Origin of the sequence: Nocardiopsis sp. LDBS0036 (assembly GCF_041228755.1) — a bacterium.
Taxonomy (GTDB): domain Bacteria; phylum Actinomycetota; class Actinomycetes; order Streptosporangiales; family Streptosporangiaceae; genus Nocardiopsis; species Nocardiopsis dassonvillei.
Genome location: NZ_CP141103.1, coordinates 5,077,136 through 5,102,516, shown reverse-complemented (window position 1 = coordinate 5,102,516; position 25,381 = coordinate 5,077,136). Strand labels below are relative to the sequence as shown.

The window sequence follows — 25,381 nt, the reverse complement described above, 5'->3', positions numbered from 1 at the left end:
TGTTTGTTTCCCCTACTTCGCCGCGAGCTCGGCGGCCTGAGCGGCGGCGCCGTCCATCGTGTCGACCTGTCGCACGGCCGGGTGGGCCCGCTTGGTGAGGATCTCGCGGCCCAGCTCGGCGTTGTTGCCGTCCAGTCGCACGACCAGCGGCTTGCTGACGTCGTCGCCGCGGCTCTCGAGCAGCTCCAGGGCCTGGACGATGCCGTTGGCCACCGCGTCGCAGGCGGTGATGCCGCCGAAGACGTTGACGAACACGCTCTTGACCGAGGGGTCGCCCAGGATGATGTCCAGGCCGTTGGCCATGACCTCGGCCGAGGCGCCGCCGCCGATGTCCAGGAAGTTGGCGGGCTTGACGCCGCCGTGCGCCTCGCCGGCGTAGGCGACCACGTCCAGGGTGGACATGACCAGACCCGCGCCGTTGCCGATGATGCCGACCTCGCCGTCGAGCTTGACGTAGTTGAGGCCCTTGGCCTTGGCGGCGACCTCCAGGGGGTCACCCTCCTCGGCGAAGGTGAGGCTCTCCAGGTCCTGGCGGAACTCGGCGTTCTCGTCCAGGGTGACCTTGCCGTCCAGGGCGACGACCCGGCCGTCCTTGGTCAGGATGAGCGGGTTCACCTCGACGAGGGTGGCGTCCTTGCCGACGAAGGCGTCCCACAGCTTGGTGATGACCTCGGTCGCGCCCTCGGCCGCGGCCTCGGGCAGCTTGCCCGCCTTGACGATCTCCGCCGCGATGCTGGCGGGAGCGCCGGTCAGGGCGTCGACCGGGAACTTGGCGACGGCGTCGGGGTTGGTCTCGGCGACCTCCTCGATGTCCATGCCGCCCTCGGCGGAGCAGATGGACAGGAAGGTGCGGTTCGCGCGGTCCAGCAGGAAGGAGAAGTAGTACTCCTCCGCGATGTCGGAGGCCTCCTCGACCAGGACACGGTGGACCGTGTGGCCCTTGATGTCCATGCCGAGGATCTGCTCGGCCTTGGCCTGGGCGTCCTCGGGGCCCTCGGCGACCTTGACGCCGCCGGCCTTGCCGCGACCACCGGTCTTGACCTGCGCCTTGACGACGACGCGGGGCTTGCCGGCGGCGGCGAACTCATCAGCGATGGCACGCGCCTCAGCGGCCGTGCTCGCCACCTTCCCCTGGGGTACGGGAACCCCGTACTCTGCGAAGAGTTGCTTCGCCTGGTATTCGAACAGGTCCACGAGGGTCCGTCCTTGTAACTCGCTGGCTCAGGATGTCTACCGGGGTGGCCTCGTCCGGATCGGCTGTGACCCACTGACACGTGTCACACGGGGCGCACGAGGCACAACCCCGCGGTCTGCGCCGCTTACAGAAGATCGAGATCGCCGCGGCGTTGCCACCCGCGACATGCGCAAAGCTTAGTCGCCTGAAATCCGGCCGCCAGACACCGGGGGCGGGGTTGACCGGCCCCGGCCCGTCCCAAAAGCCGCTCAGGCGGCGTCGCGGAAGCACCCGCGTGGGAAAATATGTGACCAGGGACACGACATAACACCACGGGGGCGCCTTTCGCCCGGATACGGCCCCCTGGACGGGTGCGACCAACATCACCCGGCGAAGAAGGGGCCGGAGGGAACTCCTGTGGCGCGTGAGGGGCTCAGGCCGCGTGCGCCGGACGGACGTTCTCCCGCACCCAGTCGGCGATCTCCGAAGTCGGAGCGCCCGGAGTGAAGATCTTGGCGACGCCCAGGCGTTCGAGTTCGGCGATGTCGGCGTCGGGGATGATCCCGCCGCCGAACACCCGGATGTCCTCCGCGCCGTTCTCCCTGAGCAGCTCCAGGACCCGGGAGAACATGGTCATGTGGGCGCCGGAGAGCACGGACAGTCCGATGGCGTCGGCGTCCTCCTGGAGCGCGGCCGCCACGATCATCTCGGGCGTCTGGCGCAGACCCGTGTAGATGACCTCGACACCGGCGTCACGCAGCACGCGGGCCACGATCTTGACACCGCGGTCGTGTCCGTCCAGCCCCGGTTTGGCTACGACGATCCGTGGTGCGCCCTCGGCCATGGCAAACCCCTCACGAGTGTTCCCCCGACCGCCCGGCCCTCCTTGTGGGAGGCCCCCGGGTGCGCGGGGACGAGACGATGAACTCGCATGAAGCGTAACGCAGGTCACTGTCGGGTGACGGGCGCGGGGACGGGTATCGTCCGAACATGGGAGACGATGTCACCGAATTCGACCAGACCAGCACAGAGGACCTGCGGGACCGCGCCGTCGAACTGGCACGGCAGCGGTGGGACCTGCGCTTCTTCTGGCGGCTCCTCAGGCTGATCCCGGCCGCCGAGGCGGCGGCGGGCAACGAGGAGGCCAGTGAGGCGAGCGTCGCCCAGCTGTCCGGTTTCGTGTACGAGGCGCTGTCCGCCGAGGCCGACCCGGACGTCCAGGAGGCGTTGCGCCCGGTGTACGTGCAGTACCTCCTCGACCACGGTGAGACCGCCGAGGGCGTGACCGGGGACGGTGGCGCGGGGGCCACCGGGATCCCCGGCGGCGCCGACGCCCCGGCCAGCGGCACGGAAGGCCCCGTGCGCGGCGGCGCGGACGCCCCCGCGAACCCTCCCGCGCCCGGGACGCGCGACGACCGCGGCGGCCCCCTCTGAGCCCCTCGTAGACGGCGGGCCTCCGGGCCGGTGGGCCCCTCGGGGTCGACCGGCCCGGAGACGGCGGGCCCCTCGGCGCCGGTGGGCGCCGGAGCCGGGAGGCCCTCGCGTCGATGTCCGAAAACCGCCAGCTTCGGTGCGCCGCGTCGGCGAACATGGATGGCGTGATGGACGACGACCAGCGCTACCGCGCCGTACACAGCAGGGACGCCCGCTTCGACGGCGTCTTCTACACAGCCGTGCGCACCACGGGTATCTACTGCCGTCCGAGCTGCCCGGCCGTCACCCCGAAACGGGCCAACGTCCGCTTCTACCCGACCGCCGCGGCCGCCCAGGAGTCGGGGTTCCGCGCCTGCAAGCGGTGCCGTCCCGACCTCACCCCCGGTTCGCCGGAGTGGAACCTGCGGGCCGACGTGGTGGGCCGCGCGATGCGCCTCATCCAGGACGGCGCCGTGGACCGGGGCGGCGTCAGCGCCCTGGCCTCGGCGGTCGGCTACAGCGAACGCCAACTCAACCGGCTGCTGTCGGCCGAGGTGGGCGCGGGGCCGCTGGCCCTGGCCCGGACCGAGCGCGCGCAGACGGCACGGGTGCTGGTGGAGACCACCGACATGCCGATGGCGGACGTCGCCTTCGCCGCGGGGTTCGCGAGCGTACGCCAGTTCAACGAGACGATGCGCGCGGTGTTCGACCGCTCCCCCACCGAGATGCGGACCATGGGCGGTCGGCGTGCGTCGGCTTCCGGGGGGTCGCGTCCGGGGGACGCCCGCCCTCCGGCCACCGAGCCGGGGACGGTCACGCTGCGGCTGCCCTACCGGGAGCCCATCGACCTGGCCCGGATGCTGAGGTTCCTCGGAGACCGTGCGGTTCCGGGCGTGGAGGAGTACCGGGACGGGGTCTACCGCAGGACGCTGATGCTGGCGCACGGTCCCGCCGTGGTGGAGTTGTCCGAGGGGTCCGGGACCGGCAGGGCGGGCAGGACCGGCCGCGCTGGTGCCACGGGCGGCGTTCGTCCGGCGGACGCTGTGGACGGCGGGGTGTCCGTGAGCGGTGGGGGGCACGTGCTGTGCCGCCTGCGGTTGTCGGAGGCGCGCGACCTGACCAGCGCGGTGCGCAGGTGCCGCAGGCTGCTCGACCTGGACGCCGACCCGGGTGCGGTGGCCGAGGCCCTGGGCGGGGACCCCCTCCTGGGACCGATCGTGGCCGCCCACCCGGGACTGCGATCGCCGGGGCACGTGGACCCGGCCGAACTGGCGGTCCGGGCGGTCCTCGGCCAGCAGGTGTCGGTGCGTGCGGCCCGCACGCTGGCGGGGCGGCTGGTCGAGCGGTTCGGCGAACCGCTCGCTCCGGGCCTGGAAGCGCCGGGCGGAGGACTCACCCACGTGTTCCCCTCCCCTGACGCGCTCGCCGCGGCCGACCCGGCCGGTTTCTCCGTCCCGGTCGCGCGGGGACGCGCCCTGGCGGGGCTGTGCGAGGCGATCGCCTCGGGGTGGATCGACCTGGGGCCGGGATGCGACCGGGACGAGGCCGAACGGCGTCTGGTGGAGCTGCGCGGCATCGGTCCGTGGACCGCCGGTTACGTGCGCATGCGGGGTCTGGGCGACCCGGACGTGTTCCTGCACGGCGACCTGGGCGTCCGGATGGCGCTGGAGGCGGGGGGCAGACGGGCGACCCCCGCGGCGGCCGCGCGCGAGGCACGGGAGTGGAGCCCGTGGCGGTCCTACGCCAACCACGCGCTGTGGGCGTCGTTGGCCGACCGTGAGCGGGAGGGCACGGCCGTTCGGGCGGACGTGGTCGTGCGGGACGGCGTGCGGGATGCTTCGAAGGAACGTCAGGAACGGAAGGAATCGGCATGAGCACGCGGCAGGCGCAGGCGTTCGGGGGACCCGGACAGGAGGGACAGGGCATGCTGGCGTTCGACGTGGAGCCGAAGGCGCCCCCGAGGGTGGCGACGGTGGAGTTCCGTGCTCCCCTGCCCGGACCGACGCGGTACACGACGATGGAGTCGCCGGTGGGCGACCTGACCCTGTTCGGTGACGGCGCGGCCCTGGGCGGCGTGCTCACCCCCGCCAAGGACGGGCTGACGCGGGTGGTCCCGCAGGACTGGGTGGCCGACCACAAGCCGTTCGCCGATGCCGAGGAGCAGTTGAGGGCGTACTTCGCGGGCGAGCTGCGCGAGTTCACCTTGCCGCTGGCCCCCGTGGGGACCGACTGGCAGTTGAGGGTGTGGGCGGCGCTGACGACCATCCCGTTCGGCGAGACCGCGAGCTACGGCCAGCTGGCGGAGGAACTGGGGAGGCCGACCGCCTCCCGGGCGGTGGGCATGGCCAACGGACGCAATCCGATCAGCATCATCGTGCCGTGCCACCGGGTGATCGGTGCGAACGGTTCGCTGACCGGGTACGCGGGTGGACTGGAGCGTAAGGAGTTCCTCCTGGGCCTGGAGGGCAGGGTCGCGGGCATCCGCTGACCCGGCAAGGAGGCCGTCGGCCCCGTTCCCGAGTGCGGGAGCGGGGCTTTCCTCTGCGTGCGACACCGCGTGAAGCGCCGCCCTTACACCCCTTGTCGCGGCACGAACTCGTCATTACTCTTCGGTAACTGTGCGCTCACACCCCTGCGCGCACGGTTCCGCTGGCTCCGCCCCCCACAAGGAGAAGAGTTGCCACTCCCTTCCGCCCCCGGCCTCCGTGCCCTGGGCTCCAGAACCCGCACCCTGGGTGCCGCCGCCGTGGCCGTCGCGACCTCGGCCGTCCTGGTCGTCACCGCCCCCACCGCCCACGCCCGACCGATCCCGGCGGGCACCCCGCTCGCCTCCGCCGACAACGTCGAGATCACCGTCGACAGCGACACCGCCGAAGCCCTCCCGGGCGGGTCGGCCGCCGCGTCCCCCGAGGACGTCCTGGCCGAATCGGTGATCGCCGACGTCCTGCAAGCAAGGGACTCGTCCCTCGGCGCGCTCGCCCGCCAGGAGCGCGACGTGCGGGTCGACGTCCGCGAGGCCGCCGACGGCTCGGCGTTCGGCGTAGCCATCGTGACCGCGCCCATGAACGTGGACGAGAGCCCCTACGCCTGGCTGTTCGCCGCCGACTACGAGGGCTCCGCGTGGACGGTGGGTTTGGAGGGGACCGAGGAGTTCTCGTCCATCCTGGCCGACTCCGCACTGCTGGAGGAGGACGAGCGGGAGACCGTCGCGGCCTCGACGGACCCCTCCGGGGTCTCCACCAGCAGCTACATCGGCGTCGGGCTGCCGTTCGCCATCGGCTCGTCGATGATCATGACGGGAGGACCGCACGGCAACAGCGGAGGCCGTCCCTACAGCTCGGTGGACTTCGCGGGCGGCAGCGGACAGGCCCGCGCGGCCCGCGGCGGCTACGCCTACAGCCTGTGCACCGGCTGGACGCGGGTGATCCACGACAACGGGTACTCCACGGACTACTACCACCTGGAGAACTACCAGTGGCTGCCCGGCAACAACGTCGGGGTCGGCCACTACCTGGGTACCCAGGGCAACAGCCTCTGCGCCGGCGGTTCGACGACCGGTGCGCACATCCACTTCTCGCTGCGGGGGTACAGCGATCCCAACGCCGCCGGCTGGTACGTCGCCCTGCACGGCAGGACCCTGGGCGGCTGGACCTTCGTGGAAGGCGGCGCCTACGGCGGCTACGCCTACCGCAACGGTGTCGGAACCGTCTACCCGGGCGGCTCGATGTACAACTACGGGTTCTAGGCGTCCACTGATTTCACAAGTGCACATGTAAGACCGTGAAAAAGGGGGAGGGGTCGCCTTGTGGGCACCCCACCCCCACCACAAAAAGAGGGGGGCCGCCCACAGGCGACCCCCCCCCAACGAAAAACCGTGGCAGCGACCTACTCTCCCACCCCACCACAGGGCAGTACCATCAGCGCAAAGAGACTTAACGACCGGGTTCGGAAAGAGACCGGGTGTGACCCTCCAGCAATAACCACCACGGAAACCACACCACCCCAAACAACTCAACCCACCAAGGGGAGTCGTCCACGGCGGAAAAATCCCGTGAAAAGTGTGCGCGAACATCCAATTATCTGCAGCGGACAAGCCCTCGGCCTATTAGTACCGGTCAGCTCCACCCCTCACAAGGCTTCCACACCCGGCCTATCAACCCCATCGTCTATAGGGAGCCTTACCCCCTCAAGGAGGCAGGAGACCTCATCTCGAAGCAAGCTTCCCGCTTAGATGCTTTCAGCGGTTATCCCTCCCGAACGTAGCCAACCAGCCATGCCCTTGGCAGGACAACTGGCACACCAGAGGTTCGTCCGTCCCGGTCCTCTCGTACTAGGGACAGCCCTTCTCAAGTCTCCAACGCGCACAGCGGATAGGGACCGAACTGTCTCACGACGTTCTAAACCCAGCTCGCGTGCCGCTTTAATGGGCGAACAGCCCAACCCTTGGGACCAACTCCAGCCCCAGGATGCGACGAGCCGACATCGAGGTGCCAAACCATCCCGTCGATATGGACTCTTGGGGAAGATCAGCCTGTTATCCCCGGGGTACCTTTTAGCCGTTGAGCGACACCGCTTCCACACGCCGGTGCCGGATCACTAGTCCCAGCTTTCGCTCCTGCTCGACACGTCCGTCTCACAGTCAAGCTCCCTTGTGCACTTACACTCAACACCTGATTACCAACCAGGCTGAGGGAACCTTTGGGCGCCTCCGTTACTCTTTGGGAGGCAACCGCCCCAGTTAAACTACCCACCAGACACTGTCCCCGAACCGGATCACGGTCCAAAGTTAGATGCCCGAAACAGTCAGAGTGGTATTTCACCAACGCCTCCACCGCCACTAGCGTGACAGCTTCACCGGCTCCCACCTATCCTACACAAACCATCCCAAACACCAATGTCAAGCTATAGTGAAGGTCCCGGGGTCTTTCCGTCCTGCTGCGCGAAACGAGCATCTTTACTCGTAGTGCAATTTCACCGGGCCCATGGTTGAGACAGTGGGGAAGTCGTTACGCCATTCGTGCAGGTCGGAACTTACCCGACAAGGAATTTCGCTACCTTAGGATGGTTATAGTTACCACCGCCGTTTACTGGCGCTTAGATTCCCAGCTTCGCAGGGGCGAACCCCCACTAACCAGTCCTCTTAACGTTCCAGCACCGGGCAGGCGTCAGTCCGTATACAGCGTCTTACGACTTCGCACGGACCTGTGTTTTTAATAAACAGTCGCTTCCCCCCGCTATCTGCGACCCCACCCAGCTCAGGATGCAAGATCCGTCACCAGACAGGGCTCCCCTTCTCCCAAAGTTACGGGGACAATTTGCCGAGTTCCTTAACCATGGTTCACCCGAACGCCTCGGTATTCTCTACCTGACCACCTGCGTCGGTTTAGGGTACTGGCCACACACGAACTCGCTAGAGGCTTTTCTCGACAGCATGGGATCACTCACTTCACCAAAAACGGCTCGGCATCACGTCTCAGCTCATATAAGAGGCGGATTTGCCAACCTCTCAGCCTACACGCTTACCCCCGGACAACCACCGCCGGGTAGAGCTACCCTCCTGCGTCACCCCATCACTTACCTACTACAAGCTCGGTTCCCAGACCAGTAAGTCAAAGCTCCCCGAAGGGACCCAAGACCACCAGCGTGGTTAGCATCACCTGATTCAGTACTGGACGCTCGTGCACGGGTACGGGAATATCAACCCGTTATCCATCGACTACGCCTGTCGGCCTCGCCTTAGGTCCAGACTCACCCTGGGCGGATTAACCTGCCCCAGGAACCCTTAGTCAATCGGCGGCAACGTTTCTCACGTTGCTATCGCTACTCATGCCTGCATTCTCACTCGCACGCCCTCCACCACACGATCACTCGGCAGCTTCACCGGACGCACGACGCTCCCCTACCAACCCACACATGCGTGTGAGCTTCACAGCTTCGGCGGTGTGCTTTAGCCCCGCTACATTATCGGCGCAGAACCACTTGACCAGTGAGCTATTACGCACTCTTTAAAGGATGGCTGCTTCTAAGCCAACCTCCTGGTTGTCTCAGCAACTCCACAACCTTTCCCACTTAGCACACGCTTAGGGGCCTTAGCTGATGATCTGGGCTGTTTCCCTCTCGACTACGAAGCTTATCCCCCGCAGTCTCACTGCCACGCTTCACTTAACCGGCATTCGGAGTTTGTCTGACGTCAGTAACCTTGTCGGGCCCATCAGCCAAACAGTAGCTCTACCTCCAGCAAGAAACACGCGACGCTGCACCTAAATGCATTTCGGGGAGAACCAGCTATCACGGAGTTTGATTGGCCTTTCACCCCTACCCACACCTCATCCCCCAGGTTTTCAACCCTGGTGGGTTCGGGCCTCCACGAGGTCTTACCCCCGCTTCACCCTGGACATGGGTAGATCACTCCGCTTCGGGTCCACAGCATGCGACTCAAATCGCCCTATTCAGACTCGGTTTCCCTACGGCTACCCCACCCGGGTTAACCTCGCCACACACCATGACTCGCAGGCTCATTCTTCAAAAGGCACGCCATCACCAAAGACAAGCTTCAGCTCTGACGGCTTGACAGCACACGGTTTCAGGTACTATTTCACGACCCCTCACCGGGGCACTTTTCACCTTTCCCTCACGGTACTAGTGCACTATCGGTCACCAGGACGTATTTTGGCTTAGCAGGTGGTCCTGCCAGATTCACACGGACTTTCACGGGCTCCGCGCTACTCGGGAACACATCAACGTCTAGCCGATACCTTCATCTACGGGACTCTCACCCACTCCGGTACCGCTTCCCAACGGTTTCAACTAACACCGACATCAACGCTCCAGGCCGGCAGACCTGAACAGATATGTCCCACAACCCCGCAAACGCAACGACTGCCGTCTATCACACGCCTACGGTTTAGCCTCTTCCCCGTTCGCTCACCACTACTAGGAGAATCACTGTTGTTTACTCTTCCTGCGGGTACTGAGATGTTTCACTTCCCCGCGTCACCACCAACCACCCTATACATTCAGATGGCGGCAACCCGACACAACTCGGGCTAGGTTTCCCCATTCGGACACCCACGGATCACAGCTCGGTTGACAGCTCCCCGTGGCCTATCGCGGCCTCCCACGTCCTTCATCGGCGCCTGGTGCCAAGGCATCCACCGTGTGCCACTATCACTTGGCCACTACAGATAATAAGATGCTCGCGCACACTATTCACAAATCAAAACACCAACCGCATACCCCAACACCACTCACACCACCAGGATCCTCGTCCTGACGACACTGAGAGTTCTCAGAGGCGGTCCGCGGGAACCAACACCCACTCCCTACGGAGCAGAGGTTGTTTCCTCAGACACCCAACAGCGCGCCCCCGGACGCTTCTAGTCGCCCGAGGTCAAGTTCGATCTATCTTCAGCCACTCCCAAACACCCCGAAGGATGCCGGGTCCACTTTCGAGTCCGGCCGGCTGTAGAAGTAATGCCGACCTGTAAAGACTCCTTAGAAAGGAGGTGATCCAGCCGCACCTTCCGGTACGGCTACCTTGTTACGACTTCGTCCCAATCGCCAGCCCCACCTTCACTCACTCCCTCCCACAAGGGGTTAGGCCGCAAGTTTCGGGTGTTGCCGACTTTCATGACGTGACGGGCGGTGTGTACAAGGCCCGGGAACGTATTCACCGCGGCGTTGCTGATCCGCGATTACTAGCGACTCCACCTTCATGGGGTCGAGTTGCAGACCCCAATCCGAACTGAGACCGGCTTTTAGGGATTCGCTCCACCTTACGGTATCGCACGCCCATTGTACCGGCCATTGTAGCATGTTTGCAGCCCAAGACATAAGGGGCATGATGACTTGACGTCATCCCCACCTTCCTCCGAGTTGACCCCGGCAGTCTCCCATGAGTCCCCACCATTACGTGCTGGCAACATGGAACAAGGGTTGCGCTCGTTGCGGGACTTAACCCAACATCTCACGACACGAGCTGACGACAGCCATGCACCACCTGTCACCCGCCAACTAAATGACCTCACATCTCTGCGAGTCCACGGGTGATGTCAAACCTTGGTAAGGTTCTTCGCGTTGCGTCGAATTAAGCAACATGCTCCGCCGCTTGTGCGGGCCCCCGTCAATTCCTTTGAGTTTTAGCCTTGCGGCCGTACTCCCCAGGCGGGGCGCTTAATGCGTTAGCTACGGCGCGGAAACCGTGGAAAGTCCCCACACCTAGCGCCCAACGTTTACGGCATGGACTACCAGGGTATCTAATCCTGTTCGCTCCCCATGCTTTCGCTCCTCAGCGTCAGGTAAGGCCCAGAGACCCGCCTTCGCCACCGGTGTTCCTCCTGATATCTGCGCATTTCACCGCTACACCAGGAATTCCAGTCTCCCCTACCTACCTCTAGCATGCCCGTATCCACTGCAGAACCGGAGTTAAGCCCCGGTCTTTCACAGCAGACGCGACACGCCGCCTACGAGCTCTTTACGCCCAATAATTCCGGACAACGCTCGGACCCTACGTATTACCGCGGCTGCTGGCACGTAGTTAGCCGGTCCTTATTCCCCACCTACCGTCAACCTCCAGAGAACTGGAAGCCTGCGTTGGTGGTAAAAGAGGTTTACAACCCGAAGGCCGTCATCCCCCACGCGGCGTCGCTGCGTCAGGCTTTCGCCCATTGCGCAATATTCCCCACTGCTGCCTCCCGCAGGAGTCTGGGCCGTGTCTCAGTCCCAGTGTGGCCGGTCGCCCTCTCAGGCCGGCTACCCGTAATCGCCTTGGTAGGCCGTTACCCCACCAACAAGCTGATAGGCCGCGAGCCCATCCCTGACCGAAAAACTTTCCACCCTCCACCATGAGGTGGCGGGTCGTATCCGGTATTAGACGGCGTTTCCACCGCTTATCCCAGAGTCAGGGGCAGGTTGCTCACGTGTTACTCACCCGTTCGCCGCTCGTGTACCCCGAAGGGCCTTACCGCTCGACTTGCATGTGTTAAGCACGCCGCCAGCGTTCGTCCTGAGCCAGGATCAAACTCTCCATAAAGGTCACTCAACCCGACCCGCGTCCCCCGAAGGAGCCGTCTGGGCGGGTAAACCTAGAAGTAATCCTGACCAACCGGGTCACCCCGGCTAATCAAAGGAACCTCCGCACACGAACCGAGTGGTTCTGTGTGACGGGGCCAAAACAAACATGGCTTAAAGAAAATCAAACACGCGCTGTTGAGTTCTCAAGAAACAACCGCTCTTCGTGTACAAGCTGCTGTGAGCTTTTCCGCCGAAGGCGTTGTGCGTTTCCGCTTTGTTGTGTCTTTACTTTATCAGGTGTTCCGCGCCCCGCCAAATCGGCGGTTCGGGGTGTTTCTGATCGGGGTAAAGCCCGTTTCCTGTTTCGCTTCCGTGTTTCCTTGGAAGCGCCCTCCGAGCCTACCCGCACCGAAGCAGTGCTCGGAACGGTGATTCGGAGGAAGGGGTCGACCGGCCCGGCCGCGGGAACCGCGTCCGTCTCGCTCGGTCTTCCCCAACTCTACCCCCGGCCCGGAGTGCTCGGGACACGTTCGCCGGATCCCGGCCTCAGAGCTTCTCGATCGGCGCGTACTTGACCAGGAAGTCCTTCTCGCCGATGTCCGCGCCGAAGTCGATGCGGGCCTTGGTCCTGTCCCCGGTCCCCTCCACCAGCTGCACCCGGCCCATGCCGAAGGAGTCGTGGTTGACCAGGTCCCCCACACTGAGCGCGGGCGCCTCCTTGGCCGCCTTCGCTCCCCCGCGCGACCGTGAGCCGCCGCCGAAGGTGCCGCTGAAACCGCCCCCGCCGCCGAAGCCCCCGGAGCCCCGGCCGCCGATGCTGCGGCTGGGCGGGGCGGCCAGGGTGGACTCGGCGCGGTGCCAGTCGACCAGGGACGAGGGGATCTCGTCCAGGAAGCGGGAGGCGGGGTTGTAGGAGGGGGTCCCCCAGGCGCTGCGCACGGCGGCGCGGCTGACGTACAGCAGGCGCTGCGCGCGGGTCAGGCCCACGTAGGCCAGACGGCGCTCCTCCTCCAGCTGCGTCTTGTCGCCGAGCGTGCGGGTGTGCGGGAACACCCCGTCCTCCATCCCGGTGAGGAAGACCGCGGGGAACTCCAGCCCCTTGGCCGCGTGCAGGGTCATCAGCGTGACCACGCCGCCCTCGTCGTCCTCGTCGGGGATCTGGTCGGTGTCGGCGACCAGGGAGATCCGCTCCAGGAAGTCGACCAGGGTCGGCGCCCCCGGATCGACGGCCCCGGCGGCCTCCTCCCCGTCCTCCGTGGGCTCCTCCTCCAGGAGGGCGGCGAAGGTGTGCTCGAACTCGCGGGCGACGTCGACGAACTCCTCCAGGTTCTCCACCCGGCTCTCGTCCTGGAGGTCCTTGGACTCGGCCAGTTCGGACAGGTACCCGGTCTTGCTCAGCACCGCCTCGACGATCTCCGCGGGCGTGCCCTCGGGCACGGTCTGCTCCAGCTCCTCCAGCAGGGCGGTGAAGTTGAGCACCGCCTTGACCGAGCGGGCGGCCATCCCGGGGATCTCCTCCACCCGGCGCAGCGCCCGGGAGAAGGAGATGCGCTCGCGGGCGGCGAACAGCTCGATCGACTCCTCCGCGCGGGCGCCGATCCCACGCTTGGGCACGTTGAGGATGCGCCGCAGGCTGACGGTGTCCTCGGGATTGGCCAGGACCCGCAGGTAGGCGAGGACGTCGCGGATCTCCTTGCGCTCGTAGAAGCGCACTCCGCCGACGATCTTGTAGGGCAGCCCGGTGCGGATGAACACGTCCTCGAACACGCGGGACTGGGCGTTGGTCCGGTAGAACACCGCGACCTGGCTCGGGGTGAGGGTTCCGTCGTCGGTGAGCTTGTCGATCTCGCCGACCACGAAGGCGGCCTCGTCGTGCTCGTTGTCGGCGACGTAGCCGACGATGGCCGGTCCGTCGCCCTGCTCCGACCACAGGTTCTTGGCCGGGCGGCCCTCGTTGCGGTCGATGACCGCGTTGGCCGCGGACAGGATGGTCTGGGTGGAGCGGTAGTTCTGCTCCAGGAGGATGGTGCGCGCGTCGGGGAAGTCGCGCTCGAACTCCAGGATGTTGCGGATGGTGGCGCCGCGGAACGCGTAGATGGACTGGTCGGCGTCGCCGACCACGCACAGCTCAGCGGGCGGCACCACGCTGGTGTCGGAGCCCTCGGCCACGCCGACCAGTTCGCGGATGAACACGTACTGGGCGTGGTTGGTGTCCTGGTACTCGTCGACCATGACGTGCCGGAAGCGGCGCCGGTAGTACTCGGCGACGTCCGGGAACATCTGGAACAGGTTGACGGTGACCATGATCAGGTCGTCGAAGTCCATCGCGCCCGCCTCGTGCAGGCGGCGCTGGTAGAGCTGGTAGGCCTCGGCGAGCTTCTTCTCCTGCTCGGTCTGGGCCTGTCCGGCGAACGTGTCGTAGTCGACCAGCTCGTTCTTGAGGTTGGAGACCTGGGCGGAGAAGGACTTGGGCGGGAACCGCTTGGGGTCCAGGTCCATCTCCTTGCACACCAGCTGCATCAGGCGCGCGGAGTCGGCGGAGTCGTAGATGGTGAAGCTGCTCGGGTAGCCGAGCCTGGCTGCCTCCCTGCGCAGGATGCGCACGCACGCGGAGTGGAAGGTCATGGTCCACATGCTGTTGGCGGCGCGCACGCCCAGCAGCGCCTGGATGCGCTCGCGCATCTCGGCGGCGGCCTTGTTGGTGAAGGTGATGGCGAGGATCTCACCCGGGCGGACACCGCGCGCGGCCATGAGGTGGGCGATGCGGTGGGTGAGGACCCGGGTCTTGCCGGACCCGGCACCCGCCACGATCAGGAGCGGGGAGCCGCTGTGGGTGACGGCGTCGCGCTGGGGACCGTTCAGACCTTCGAGAAGCTGTTCTTGGGAGGACACGGCATCCAGGTTACGGCCGTCCGGTGACGCTGCCGCCCCCGTGCGCAGGGACAGCCCCCCACAGGCCCGTTTTGTCGGGCAAAAGCTCCCTGACCGGCGTCTTACCCTGTTTCGGTAGGGGCCTCCGGTCGGGGGCCCTCGTGTTCTGAGAGGGAGTTTCCTTGAGCATGCGTGTGTTCGTCGACTGCGACCCGGGGATCGACGACGCCGTCGCGCTCGCCTACCTGGCCGCTCGGCCCGAGGTGGAGATCGTCGGCGTCGGGGCGGTCTTCGGCAACAACAGCGTGGACGTCACGGCCGACAACGCGCTGCGGCTGCTGGAGCTGTACGGCCGCCCGGACGTCCCGGTGGCGGTGGGCGCCGCGCGTCCGCTGGTGCAGCCGCCGAAGCTGGCCGCGCACGTGCACGGAGGCAACGGGCTGGGGGACGTGGAGCTGCCCGAGCCCGCGGGTCGGCCGGTGTCGGAGACGGCGGCCGGGCTGCTGGTGCGCCTGGTCCGGGAGAACCCGGGCGGGATCGACGTGCTGGCCGTGGGGCCGCTGACGAACCTGGCGATCGCGCTGGCCCTGGAGCCGGAGCTGCCGAGGCTGGTGCGGCGCCTGGTGGTGATGGGCGGTGCGGTGCGCGTGGCGGGCAACGTGTCCTCACACGCCGAGGCCAACATCAGCAACGACCCCGAGGCGGCGGAGGCGGTGTTCGCGGCCGGGTTCGACCTGGACCTGGTGGCGCTGGACATCACCATGAAGACGGTGGCCACCACCGAGTGGCTGGCGGAGCTGGCGACGGTCGCGGGCGAGCGCGCCGAGCGCACGTCGGCGTTCCTGGACTTCTACGCCGACTTCTACTCGGGGATCTTCGGGGTCCGCCAGTGCGCGATGCACGACCCGCTGGCCGCGGCGGTGCTGGTGGACCCGCACCTGGTGACGGAGTCCTTCGAGGCCCCGGTGCAGGTGGAGCTGACGGGAACGCTGACGCGGGGGATGACCGTGGCGGACCTGCGCCCGCGCCCGCGGGACGACGAGCGCCGCCCCGCGCGGGTGGTCACGGGCGTGGCCGAGGCCGAGTTCCTGGGGCGGATGCTCGACTCGCTGCGCTGAGCGGCCGGGGTTGTCCACAGGTCGCGGGAGGGGGTGGCGGCGCGCCCCCGGACGGTGGTCCCATGGATAAGGGGGGTCCCCGGGGCCCCTGCTTCGCCGTGCCCCGCGGTCCGCGCCCGCCGGTCCCCGGCTACCCGCCCCGGACGGGCCGCGCCCGGGGGGGACGCGGCGTCCCGCGCCGGGCTCAGACCAGCCTGCGGGCGGTGGCCCAGCGGCTCAGCTCGTGGCGGTTGGACAGCTGGAGCTTGCGCAGCACCGACGACACGTGCGTCTCCACGGTCTTGACGGAGATGAACAGCTCCTTGGCCACCTCCTTGTAGGCGTAGCCGCGCGCGATGTGGCGCAGGACCTCGCGCTCGCGCTGGGTGAGCCGGTCCAGCTCGGGGTCCACCGGCGGGGCGTCGGTCGCGGAGAAGGCGTCCAGCACGAACCCGGCCAGGCGCGGGGAGAAGACCGCGTCGCCGTCGGCCACGCGCACGATGGCGTCGGCCAACTCCCTGCCGGAGATGGTCTTGGTGACGTAGCCGCGGGCGCCGCCGCGCACCACGCCGATGACGTCCTCGGCGGCGTCGGAGACCGACAGGGCCAGGAAGCGGATCTGGGGGTGCTGGGCCAGCACGCGGCGCAGCACCTCCACGCCGCCGCCCCCGGGCAGGTGGACGTCCAGCAGGACGAGGTCGGGCTGCTTCTCCCCGATGACGTGGACGGCGCTGTCGACGTCGCCGGCCTCGCCGACCACGTTCACGGCGTCGCCGAGCTCACCGCGCACACCGCTGCGGAACAGCCGGTGGTCGTCCACGATCACGACGCGGGGGACCGCGTCTCCGCTACTGAAGGTCGTGTTCTCGTCTGCCACACCGTGGACTCTACCCACGTCGGGGCGGACGGGGACACCGGCGTCGGGGGCTGTCCGCTTCCGGCCGCCCTCCGATCCCGGCGGCGGTCGTCTCGGCGGTCCCTCCGGCGGCGGGGCCGGCGATCGGGACCACCCGCGCCGGGCTCCCGGTCCGGGGGTCACAACAGGTCGGGGACGCGCGGCATGCGCAGCTGCACCTCGGTGCCCTCGCCGGGGCCGGTGCGGATGCGCGCGGAGCCGCCGTGGCGGTCCATCCGGCCCAGGATGGAGCCGCGCACGCCCATGCGGTCCTCGGGGACGGCGTCCATGTCGAATCCGGCGCCGCGGTCGCGGACGAACACCAGCACCTCCTCCTGGTCGACCTCGCCGAACACCGAGATGCTGTCCGTCCCGGCGTACTTGGAGGCGTTGACCATGGCCTCGCGGGCGGCGCGGAGCATGGCGGCCAGCGCGTCGTCCATGGGGCAGTCGCCCACGCACACCACTTCGATGGGGACCCCGTGCTCCTCCTCGACCTCGGCGGCGACGCGTTCGAGCGCGGGCGAGACGGTGGTGTCGGCGTCGGCGGGCCGCTGGTAGAGCCAGCTGCGCAGGGCGCGCTCCTGGACGCGGGCGAGGCGCTGCACCTCGCGGGGGTCCTCGGCCCGGCGCTGGATGAGGGTCAGGGTGTGCAGGACGGAGTCGTGGATGTGGGCGGCGAGTTCGGCGCGCTCGGCGTTGCGGATGCGCTCGCGGCGCTCCTGGTCGCGTTCGCGGATCAGCCCGATGATCCAGGGGGCCACGATGAGCGCGATGCCCGCGAGCACGGTGAAGGCGAAGGTCAGGCCGGCGCGGGCGTTCTGGAGCTGTTCCTGGAAGACGAGGAAGCCGATGGCGCCGACGACGACGAGCAGCACGCCCGCGCCCGCGCGCATGATGCCCTTGGGTGAGGAGCGGCTGACGGTGCTGGTCATCCACTGGTCGCGCTGGGACGGGTTGGCCTGCTGCCAGAGGATGATGCCGCCGAGGGTGCCGAAGACCACGAACCACAGCAGCGGGTCGAAGACGCCGCCGAAGAGCAGGAAGAGCAGGCCGAGTCCGGCGGCGAGTCCGACGTAGGCGATGAGCTGGGAGAGGTCGCGGCCCTTGCGTCGGCTCTCGGGCTCGGCGGCCTCCTCCTCCGAGGAGTCGCTGGGCACGAAGAAGTACAGGGCGGCGTAGACGGCGATGCCGATGCCGCCCACGGACAGCGCCATGAAGGCGAGGCGGACCACCACCGGGTCCAGGCCCAGGTGGCGTGCGAGCCCGGCGGCGACGCCGCCGAGGAGCCTGCCCCTGACCGCGCGGGTGAGCCGCGGGGTGTCCGCGGCCGTTGCTGCCACCGCCCGATCACCGCTTTCGTCCGTGCGGCGGGGAGGATGTACGCGCCCGCCGCGTTCGTGGGTCCTGTGCTGTCCAGGATGCCCCCTCCGGTGCGGACCGGGCATCGGGGGCGCGCCCCTGGTCCTGGCCAGGCCCCCGTCAGGGTGGGTTCAGGGTCGTCCCGGATGTGCTGGTGGGCGGCGACGGGTGACCATGGGTGGGTGAGGAGAGCGCGGTGAGTGACCATGACTGACGACCCGGTACCGGAGGGCGCCCCGGCCGCGTCCGCTTCCGGTACGGCGGAGGCGGGCGCCGGGGCCTCCCCGCGTGAGCTGCGCAAGGGGGACGAGGAGCGGGTCCTGGCCGGTGTGTGCGCGGGCCTTGGCCGGTACACCGGGGTGGATCCGGTGGTGTGGCGTGCGGCCTTCGTGCTGACCTCGTTCGCCGGGGCGACGGGCCTGCTGCTCTACATCGCCGCGTGGATGCTCATGCGCGACGCCCAGGGTGTTCCGGCGACGTTCGAGCAGATGCTCAACCGCAGCATCCCGCCGCGGACGGTGCCCAAGCTGCTCGCGGTGGGGTTGGCGGTCGCGACGACGTTCAGCCTGGTCGGCGGGTTGGGGTGGTCGACGCTGGTGCTGGCGGTGCCCCTGGTGTTGGGTCTCCTGGCCGCGCGCAACCGGGGCGTGGACCTTCGGACGGCGTTCACCGAGCTGCGCGAGGACCTGCGGGCCACGGATCCGCCGCCCGCGACGCCGTCCCCGGAGCCGACCGCGACCTACTACAACCCGGCCCAGCCGTGGGCGTCCGCGCCGCACGGGCCGGTGGACCTGGCGGTGGTGTCGGAGCGCAGCGCCGCGCGGGACGCCGGAGGGGACGAGGACGAGGAGGAGGGGCGTTCCGGCGGGTCGGGCGAGCCCGGCGCGCGGGGGGCGGAGGACGGGGGCCGCGCCCCCGGGGGCAGGTGCCTGCCGCTGGCCTCCATGGCCCTGTGGACGGTCGTGGCCGGGGCGGTCGTGGTGTCGGTGCTGGAGTTCGGCTGGTCGTCCTCGCTGTGGAGCGGGCGGACGGCCGACCTGCTGTTCGGGCCGGAGACCGGGGTGTTCTTCCTGGCCGGGGCCCTGGCGGTGGTCGGCGTGTACGCGCTGGTCGGCGTCTGGGCGGGCAACCCGCGGGGGCTGCTGCCGATGGGCGCGGCGGCCGTTCTGCTGCTGGTGCTGGCGTCGGTGACCGACCTGACCCGGGTGCGGATCGGCGACGAGACGTGGCGGCCGACCACGGTGGCCGCGGCCGAGTCCGGCGACCACCGGCTCACCGTGGGCTCGGGGACCCTGGACCTGACCGGGCTGGAGGACCTGGAGCCCGGCGAGGCCGTCGACGTGTCGCTGTGGATGGGGGCCGGCCGCGTGGAGCTGGTCCTGCCCGAGGACGCGGAGGTCGCGGTGCACTCGAAGATCGGTCTGGGGGGCGTGGACTTCGCCGAGGACGGGCGGGACGACATGTTCGGGGTCTCCCTGGACCACGAGGAGGTCCACGGGGCCTCGGCGGACGCCGGGGCCCGGGACGGGCAGGCGCGGGGCGGCGACGGGGCCGGGGCCCCGCGGATCAACGTGCGCACCGACTCACTGGTCGGGGTCGTGGAGGTGAAGCGTGGCGGAGCGTAGGACTGACTGGGGCTCGCTGGTCGCGGGTCTGCTGTTCCTCGGCCTGGCGGTCGGGTTCGTCATGCGCGGCACGGGCGACTGGGAGTTCAACGTCCTGTGGGTGCTGCCGGTGCTGTTGGCGGGCCTGGGCGCGGCCGGGGCGGCCCGAGCGCTCGCCCGGCACCGGCGCGAGCGGCCTGCCGGGAAGAGCCGCTCCGACACCTTGGAGTGACGGACACGCCCCCGTGAGGCGGGGCCGCGAGAGCCACAACGGAAAACACAGGGACCCGCTGGGGACGCGGGAAACGCGGGGCGCCGACCGGGACGGGGAGGCGCCCCGCGGCTTGTCCTCCGGAGGCGGGCGGCGGGCGCGGCCCCTGTTCGGACGTCCGGGGAACCCACCGCAGGCGGGCGGGTCGGATGCTCCCGGCCAGTCCCCGGCCGCCCGGGTCGGGCCCGGTCCGCCGTGTCTCAGGGCCGCGGGCGCTGCTCGGCGATGGCCGCGAACGCGGTCACGTCCAGCGACTCGCCCCGGGCGGAGGGGTCCACGCCCGCCGCGCGCAGGGCGGTCTCGGCGGCGGGCGGCGAACCGGCCCATCCGGCCAGGGCGGCGCGCAGGGTCTTGCGGCGCTGCGCGAAGGCGGCGTCGATCACTTGGAAGACCTCCTCGCGGCTCGCCGTGGTGGCGGGCGGCGGGCGGCGGATGAGTTCGACCAGCCCGGAGTCGACGTTGGGGGCGGGCCAGAACACGTTGCGGCCGACCGCTCCCGCGCGGCGGGCCCCGGCGTACCAGGCGACCTTGGCCGAGGGCACCCCGTAGACGCGGCCGCCCGGGGAGGCGGTGACGCGGTCGGCGACCTCGGCCTGCACCATGACCAGCACCCGCCGCAGGCTGGGCAGCAGCTCCAGCAGGTGCAGCAGGACCGGCACGGACACGTTGTAGGGCAGGTTGGCCACCAGCGCCGTGGGTTCGGGGCCGGGCAGCCCGGTCACGCGCATGGCGTCGCCGTGGACGACGGTGAGCCGGTCGGCGAGGTCGGGCGCGTGGTCGGCGACGGTGCCCGGCAGTGCCTCGGCCAGCGCCGGGTCGATCTCCACGGCGGTCACGTGGCGCACGTGCGGGAGGAGCGCCAGGGTGAGCGAACCCAGGCCCGGGCCGACCTCGACGACGGCGTCCTCCTCGGTGACCCCCGCGACCCGCACGATGCGGCGGACGGTGCCGTGGTCGATGACGAAGTTCTGGCCCAGGGTCTTGGTGGGCCGGATACCGAACCGCTCCGCGAGTGTGCGCACGTCGGCGGGGGTGAGCAGGCGGGAGCGGTCGTCGGGTGCGGGTGTCTGTGTCACCCCCACATCTTGCCAGCTCCCGCGCGTCGTCCCGTTTGCGGCGGTTCCGGGCGGTGGTCCGTCCGGTCCTCCGGTCGCCGTCCCGCGCCGGGGTCGCCGCCGGACTCGCACCGGGCCGGGGCCTGCCAGTCCAGGCCCGCCGCTCCCGACGGGGGCGCGTCGTCCCCGTCGGCTCCGGTGCCGACCCGCACGAGCCCCTCGACCGGCTCGGTCACGACCTCCTCCCGGAGTGTGTGCCCGGCCTCCCTCCCGTCGCGCAGGACGGTGGCGGTGGTGTCCTCCCCGAGTCCGTCCGCGGGCTCGACCACGACGCGGCGCTCGTCCTCCGGCGGTGGCGGTGAGGATCCCGGCGAGGGCGGCGGGCGTCCTTCCCCGAGGTGACGGTCCCCGGGGTGCTGGATATGGCTTTTCCGTCCTTTTCGGAAAGGTCGGTGCGGTTTTCCCGTGCCCTGTCCGGCACGGGCGCGCTCCGGTGCGCTGTCACCGGAGACGGGGTGACGGAATTTTTTTCCGGAGCCGTGAAGGGCTCTTCCGCCAGCGAGTATCGACACATTAACACCGCTTGCGCGAGCGCTTTTGTAACTGACCGAAAAGGGGAGTGGATCGCGGGTCTTCGAAACAGGATTCCCTTTTCGCCCGCCTTTTTCCTCCCTCCGATCCCCTCTCCCCCCGAGCAGCCCCGGGGGTGCCGCCGTGGCACGGCGGGACCGGAGCCTGCACAATGAACCGAGCGCCGTTCTGGTCGCGCGCGCTCCCCTCTACCGCCTTGGAGACCTCCCCATGGGACCCCTGAACGGAATCCGCGTCGTCGAGTTCACCGGGATCGGCCCGGCTCCGATGGCCGGGATGCTCCTCGCCGACCTGGGCGCCAGCGTCATCCGCCTCGACCGCCCCGCGGCCGCCGACGCGATGAACTCCGGAGCGGGCGGACCCCACCTGAGCGAGGGGCGCACCGTCCTGCCCGCCGACCTCAAGTCCGAGGAGGGCCTCGCGCTCGCCCGCGACCTGGCCTCCCGCGCCGACGTGCTCCTGGAGGGCTTCCGCCCCGGGGTCATGGAGCGCCTGGACCTGGGCCCCGAGGTCTGCCTGGAGGCCAACCCGCGCCTGGTCTACGCGCGGGTCACCGGCTGGGGCCAGGACGGGCCGCTCGCCCGCGCCGCCGGGCACGACATGAACTACATCTCCGTGAACGGCGCCCTGCACGCCATCGGGCGCGCGGGGGGCCCGCCGGTCCCCCCGGTCAACCTCCTGGGCGACTTCGCCGGGGGCACCATGTTCGCGGTCACCGGCGTCCTCGGCGCGCTGGTCGAGCGCCAGTCCTCCGGTCGCGGCCAGGTCGTGGACGCCGCGATGGTGGACGGCAGCGCGCTGCTGATGTCGATGCTGCACGAGGACCGCGCGCGCGGTTCCTGGAGCGACGAGCGCGGCACCAACTACCTGGACACCGGCGCCCCCTGGTACGACGTCTACGAGTGCGCCGACGGCCGGTACGTGTCGGTCGGCTGCATCGAGCCCCAGTTCTACGCCGCGTTCCTGGAGGGCACCGGCCTGGCCGGGGAGGACCTGCCCGACCAGTGGGACCGGTCGGGCTGGCCCCGGCTGCGGGAGCGGTTCGCCGAGGTCCTGCGCACCCGTACCCGCGACGCGTGGGGCGAGGTGTTCGAGGGCGCCGACGCCTGCGTGATGCCCGTCCTGTCCCTGGAGGAGGCCCCCGACCACCCGCACGTGCGCGCCCGCGGCTCACTCGTGCGCGACGGCGACCGGATCCTGTCGGGCCCGGCCCCGCGCTTCGACCGCACCCCGGGCGGGGTCACCCGGGGCGCCGAGCAGCCCGACACCGCGCGGACCCTCCGGGAGTGGGGCCTCACCCCCTGACCGAAACCCCGTCCGCGCGCGGCCCGGTTCCCGGCCGAAACCCCTCTCGCGCACGCCGTCGCCCGTGCCGCCCCACGCGCCGGGCCGCGTGAATCCCCCTACGCGGCGCGAAGAATGGCTAGGGTGAGCGACCAGTTCCGGCTGAGCGCGCGACGGGGGGTCCGCCATGCCACGACGGCTCGTCACATCGGGGGCGCACTGGGGAACGCGTCTGGGTGCCCTGCTGCTGTCCGCGGCGGTACTGCTGTGCGCAGCGCCCGCCGCGTCCGCCTCGGCTCCCGCCGAGACCGACGCCCTGTCCGGGCCCGAGGGGTCGGCCGGGCAGCGTGAGGGGCCCGTGGTGCTCGTGGGGGTGCCGGGGCTGCTGTGGCAGGACGTGAACCCCGAGACCACGCCGACCCTGTGGGGGATGGCCGAGGAGGGTTCGATCGGCAACGTGTCGATCCGCACGGCCACCTCGCGCACCTGCCCGACCGACGGCTGGCTGTCGGTGTCGGCCGGACAGCGCGCCCTGTCCATCCGGGAGCGCTTCACGGTGTGCGAGGCCGCCCCGGAGCCCGAGCGCACCGGCTCGGGCGCGGTCGTCCCGGGTTTCGACGCCTACGTCAGCCAGAACGCGCGGACCGCCTTCCAGGCCCCCGTGGGCCTGCTCGGGCAGACCGTGCGCGAGGAGGGCGGGACCACGCTCGCCGTGGGCCCCGGCGCCGCCCTGGGCGTGGCCGACGCCTCCGGACGGGTGGACCACTACGTCGACGACGTGCGCGAACTGACCACCGACCGTCTGGAGGGGGTCTCCCTCGCGGCGGTCGAACTGGCCGGGCTCACCCGCCTCTACCCCGACTACCCGGACCCGCCGATCACCGACGAGGAGGCCCGGGAGGCCGCGCAGGAGCCGGTGGGCGAGGCCGCCGACGAGGACGAGGATGCGGACGGGGAGGCCGAGGGCCCGCCCGAGCCCGACCCCGAGGACGTCCCCGAATGGGAGCGCGACAAGGCGCTGGCCGACATGGACGAGCGGCTGCGGACGCTGGAGCGCGTGCTGCCGACCGGCTCGTCGCTGATGGTGGTCGGCGTCTCCATGGACACCGGGCCCTCCCAGCTCACGGTGGCCGTGTCCGGGGAGGTCGCGGAGGCCGGGTTCACCGGGGAGGGGGCCTTCCTGGCCTCGGACTCGACCCGCCGGGCCGGGCTGGTGGTGCTCACCGACACCACGCCGACCATCCTGACCGCCCTGGGGATGCGGGCCACCGAGCCGACCAGCGGCCGGGCCTGGCACCTGGCCGACCGGCCGCCGGCGACGGACGAGGCCGTCGGGCGGCTGGTGGAGTTCAACACCGCCGCGGTGGTGGTGGGCGCCGCCATCCCGGGCTTCTTCAGCGGCCTGGTCGCCTTCCAGCTGCTCGTCTACGCGGCGGCGGCCTACGCGCTGCACCGCTACTCCAACCGGCAGCGCGGCAAACGCGCGCGCGTGCTGACGCTGACGCGGGCGGTGGCGCTGGCCGGGGCGGCCTTCCCCGTGGCCAGCTACCTGGCCAACCTCATCCCGTGGTGGGCCTCGTCCTCTCCGCTGTTGTCGCTGCTGGTGTGCGTCCTGGCCGCGGACGCCCTGGTGGTGGCGCTGGCCATGGCGGGACCGTGGCGGCGCACCGCCCTGGGCCCGATGACGGTGGTCGCGGGCGCGACCACCGCGGTGCTCTTCCTGGACCTGTGCTTCGGCGCCTACCTCCAGATGAACTCGCCCACGGGGTACTCGCCGATCGTGGCGGGCCGGTTCTACGGGGTCGGCAACATCGCGTTCGCGACGTTCGCGACCGGCATGCTGATGACGGTGGCGGGGATCTCCCACGAACTGGTCTCGCGGGGCTGGCGGCGCTCCGCCGTGGCGGTGACCCTGGTCGTCGGGGCGGCGACCGTGCTGATCGTGGGCTGGCCGGGCCTGGGTACCGACTTCGGCGGGGTGATCGCGCTGATCCCCGGCCTGGCGGTGACGACGATGATGATCGCCGGGGTGCGCGTGACGGCGGTGCGTCTGGCCGTGGTGGCCCTGGTGACGGTGGCGGCGATCTCGCTGATCTCGTGGCTGGACTACCTGCGCCCGCCGGGGGACCGCAGTCACCTCGGGGCGTTCGCGGCCCAGGTGGTCAGCGGGGAGGCGGGTGCGGTGGTGGCCCGCAAGCTGAGCGCGATGCTGGGGACCCTGGGCAACTGGCAGCTGACCCTGCTGGCGGCGTGCGCGCTGGTGTTCCTGTTCGTGATGCTGCACCGGCCGACCCACTGGCGGATCGGCGCGCTCCAGGTGGCCTACGAGTACGCGCCGACGCTGCGGGCCGGACTGACCGGCTCCCTGGTGACCGCGCTGGTGGGCTTCGCGGTCAACGACTCGGGGGTGGCGATCCCGGCTATCGCGCTGACGGTGGTGGTGCCGCTCACACTGTCGGCGTGCGTGTGGGCCCTCCAGCAGAGGGACGAGGACCGGACACCGGACCCCGAACCCGTCGAGAACGCCCAGTGCATGTGATGCATACCTCATAAAGCACACGGGGAGCAAAGGACGCGAGCACGGCCTTGCGTCGCTCACGTCACGAATCGGCCACGGCGCTGTGGTAAAGTCCGTGGCTGGACGGCCTCTCATGGGAGACACCCGGCGCTTCGCCGGGCGCAGAGCCGGTCCGACCGACCGTTCGGAAGAGGCCAGGCACCGCCGTCCGACGGCCACCCCCGCCGCACCGGC

16 protein-coding genes and 3 rRNA genes are annotated in these 25,381 nt (G+C 69.5%); 9 read left to right on the top strand and 10 right to left on the bottom strand.

What is annotated here, in order from left to right; genetic code table 11:
- Positions 1–12 precede the first annotated feature (12 nt).
- Together sucC and UIS43_RS21850 are read right to left on the bottom strand one after the other, a co-directional pair.
- Positions 13–1,194, bottom strand: coding sequence for an ADP-forming succinate--CoA ligase subunit beta (gene sucC, locus UIS43_RS21855; RefSeq protein WP_019608556.1), 1,182 nt, complete (start codon positions 1,192–1,194; stop codon positions 13–15).
- 413 nt (positions 1,195–1,607) lie between these two features.
- Positions 1,608–2,018, bottom strand: coding sequence for a cobalamin B12-binding domain-containing protein (locus UIS43_RS21850; protein WP_013151118.1), 411 nt, complete (start codon positions 2,016–2,018; stop codon positions 1,608–1,610).
- 146 nt (positions 2,019–2,164) lie between these two features.
- Between UIS43_RS21850 and UIS43_RS21845 the strand changes: the two genes are divergently transcribed.
- From UIS43_RS21845 to UIS43_RS21830, 4 genes are all read left to right on the top strand, one after another.
- A complete protein-coding gene (locus tag UIS43_RS21845; RefSeq protein WP_071621265.1) occupies positions 2,165–2,608 on the top strand; it encodes a hypothetical protein in 444 nt (147 codons plus the stop codon).
- Positions 2,609–2,775: 167 nt separating this feature from the next.
- The gene (locus UIS43_RS21840; RefSeq protein WP_071621264.1) at positions 2,776–4,461 is read left to right on the top strand and encodes a DNA-3-methyladenine glycosylase 2 family protein; all 1,686 of its coding nucleotides are present in this window, start codon (positions 2,776–2,778) and stop codon (positions 4,459–4,461) included.
- Between the two features lie 50 nt (positions 4,462–4,511).
- Complete coding sequence (locus tag UIS43_RS21835; RefSeq protein ID WP_041552996.1) at positions 4,512–5,075, top strand: methylated-DNA--[protein]-cysteine S-methyltransferase; 564 nt, start codon at positions 4,512–4,514, stop codon at positions 5,073–5,075.
- A 189-nt stretch (positions 5,076–5,264) separates the two neighbouring features.
- Entirely contained in the window at positions 5,265–6,332 is a 1,068-nt protein-coding gene (locus UIS43_RS21830) for a M23 family metallopeptidase (protein WP_013151114.1), read from the top strand.
- 127 nt (positions 6,333–6,459) lie between these two features.
- Here the strand turns inward: UIS43_RS21830 and rrf are convergent.
- The 4 genes from rrf to pcrA form a co-directional block, all read right to left on the bottom strand.
- Positions 6,460–6,575: ribosomal RNA gene (rrf, locus tag UIS43_RS21825) — 5S ribosomal RNA — on the bottom strand.
- 96 nt (positions 6,576–6,671) lie between these two features.
- Positions 6,672–9,765, bottom strand: a 23S ribosomal RNA gene (locus UIS43_RS21820).
- A 320-nt stretch (positions 9,766–10,085) separates the two neighbouring features.
- Positions 10,086–11,618 (bottom strand): 16S ribosomal RNA (locus UIS43_RS21815).
- The 16S, 23S and 5S rRNA genes sit together here, the layout of an rRNA operon.
- A 527-nt stretch (positions 11,619–12,145) precedes the next feature.
- A complete protein-coding gene (gene pcrA / locus UIS43_RS21810; protein ID WP_370011500.1) occupies positions 12,146–14,491 on the bottom strand; it encodes a DNA helicase PcrA in 2,346 nt (781 codons plus the stop codon).
- A gap of 167 nt (positions 14,492–14,658) precedes the next feature.
- Between pcrA and UIS43_RS21805 the strand changes: the two genes are divergently transcribed.
- On the top strand, positions 14,659–15,588 hold the full coding sequence (locus tag UIS43_RS21805; protein WP_013156221.1) for a nucleoside hydrolase: 930 nt from the start codon (positions 14,659–14,661) through the stop codon (positions 15,586–15,588).
- 184 nt (positions 15,589–15,772) lie between these two features.
- On the opposite strand, the gene UIS43_RS21800 is transcribed toward UIS43_RS21805, so the two are convergent.
- Both UIS43_RS21800 and UIS43_RS21795 read right to left on the bottom strand, forming a co-directional pair.
- Entirely contained in the window at positions 15,773–16,444 is a 672-nt protein-coding gene (locus UIS43_RS21800; protein ID WP_013156220.1) for a response regulator transcription factor, read from the bottom strand.
- Positions 16,445–16,602: 158 nt separating this feature from the next.
- Positions 16,603–17,805, bottom strand: a complete 1,203-nt coding sequence (locus tag UIS43_RS21795; RefSeq protein ID WP_013156219.1) for an ATP-binding protein — start codon at positions 17,803–17,805, stop codon at positions 16,603–16,605.
- A 219-nt stretch (positions 17,806–18,024) separates the two neighbouring features.
- Between UIS43_RS21795 and UIS43_RS21790 the strand changes: the two genes are divergently transcribed.
- Positions 18,025–19,449, top strand: a complete 1,425-nt coding sequence (locus tag UIS43_RS21790; protein ID WP_370011498.1) for a PspC domain-containing protein — start codon at positions 18,025–18,027, stop codon at positions 19,447–19,449.
- The gene (locus UIS43_RS21785) at positions 19,436–19,660 is read left to right on the top strand and encodes a hypothetical protein (RefSeq protein WP_013156217.1); all 225 of its coding nucleotides are present in this window, start codon (positions 19,436–19,438) and stop codon (positions 19,658–19,660) included. The genes UIS43_RS21790 and UIS43_RS21785 overlap by 14 nt, the downstream gene beginning before the upstream one ends.
- A 239-nt stretch (positions 19,661–19,899) precedes the next feature.
- On the opposite strand, the gene rsmA is transcribed toward UIS43_RS21785, so the two are convergent.
- Positions 19,900–20,781, bottom strand: a complete 882-nt coding sequence (gene rsmA, locus UIS43_RS21780) for a 16S rRNA (adenine(1518)-N(6)/adenine(1519)-N(6))-dimethyltransferase RsmA (protein WP_013156216.1) — start codon at positions 20,779–20,781, stop codon at positions 19,900–19,902.
- Entirely contained in the window at positions 20,772–21,326 is a 555-nt protein-coding gene (locus UIS43_RS21775) for a G5 domain-containing protein (protein ID WP_269473035.1), read from the bottom strand. Before UIS43_RS21775 ends, rsmA begins: the two co-directional genes overlap by 10 nt.
- A gap of 229 nt (positions 21,327–21,555) precedes the next feature.
- Here UIS43_RS21775 and UIS43_RS21770 point away from each other — a divergent pair, with 229 nt between their 5' ends.
- Together UIS43_RS21770 and UIS43_RS21765 are read left to right on the top strand one after the other, a co-directional pair.
- Entirely contained in the window at positions 21,556–22,650 is a 1,095-nt protein-coding gene (locus tag UIS43_RS21770; protein ID WP_370011495.1) for a CaiB/BaiF CoA transferase family protein, read from the top strand.
- Positions 22,651–22,816: 166 nt separating this feature from the next.
- Entirely contained in the window at positions 22,817–25,168 is a 2,352-nt protein-coding gene (locus UIS43_RS21765) for a hypothetical protein (protein WP_013156213.1), read from the top strand.
- Positions 25,169–25,381 lie beyond the last annotated feature (213 nt).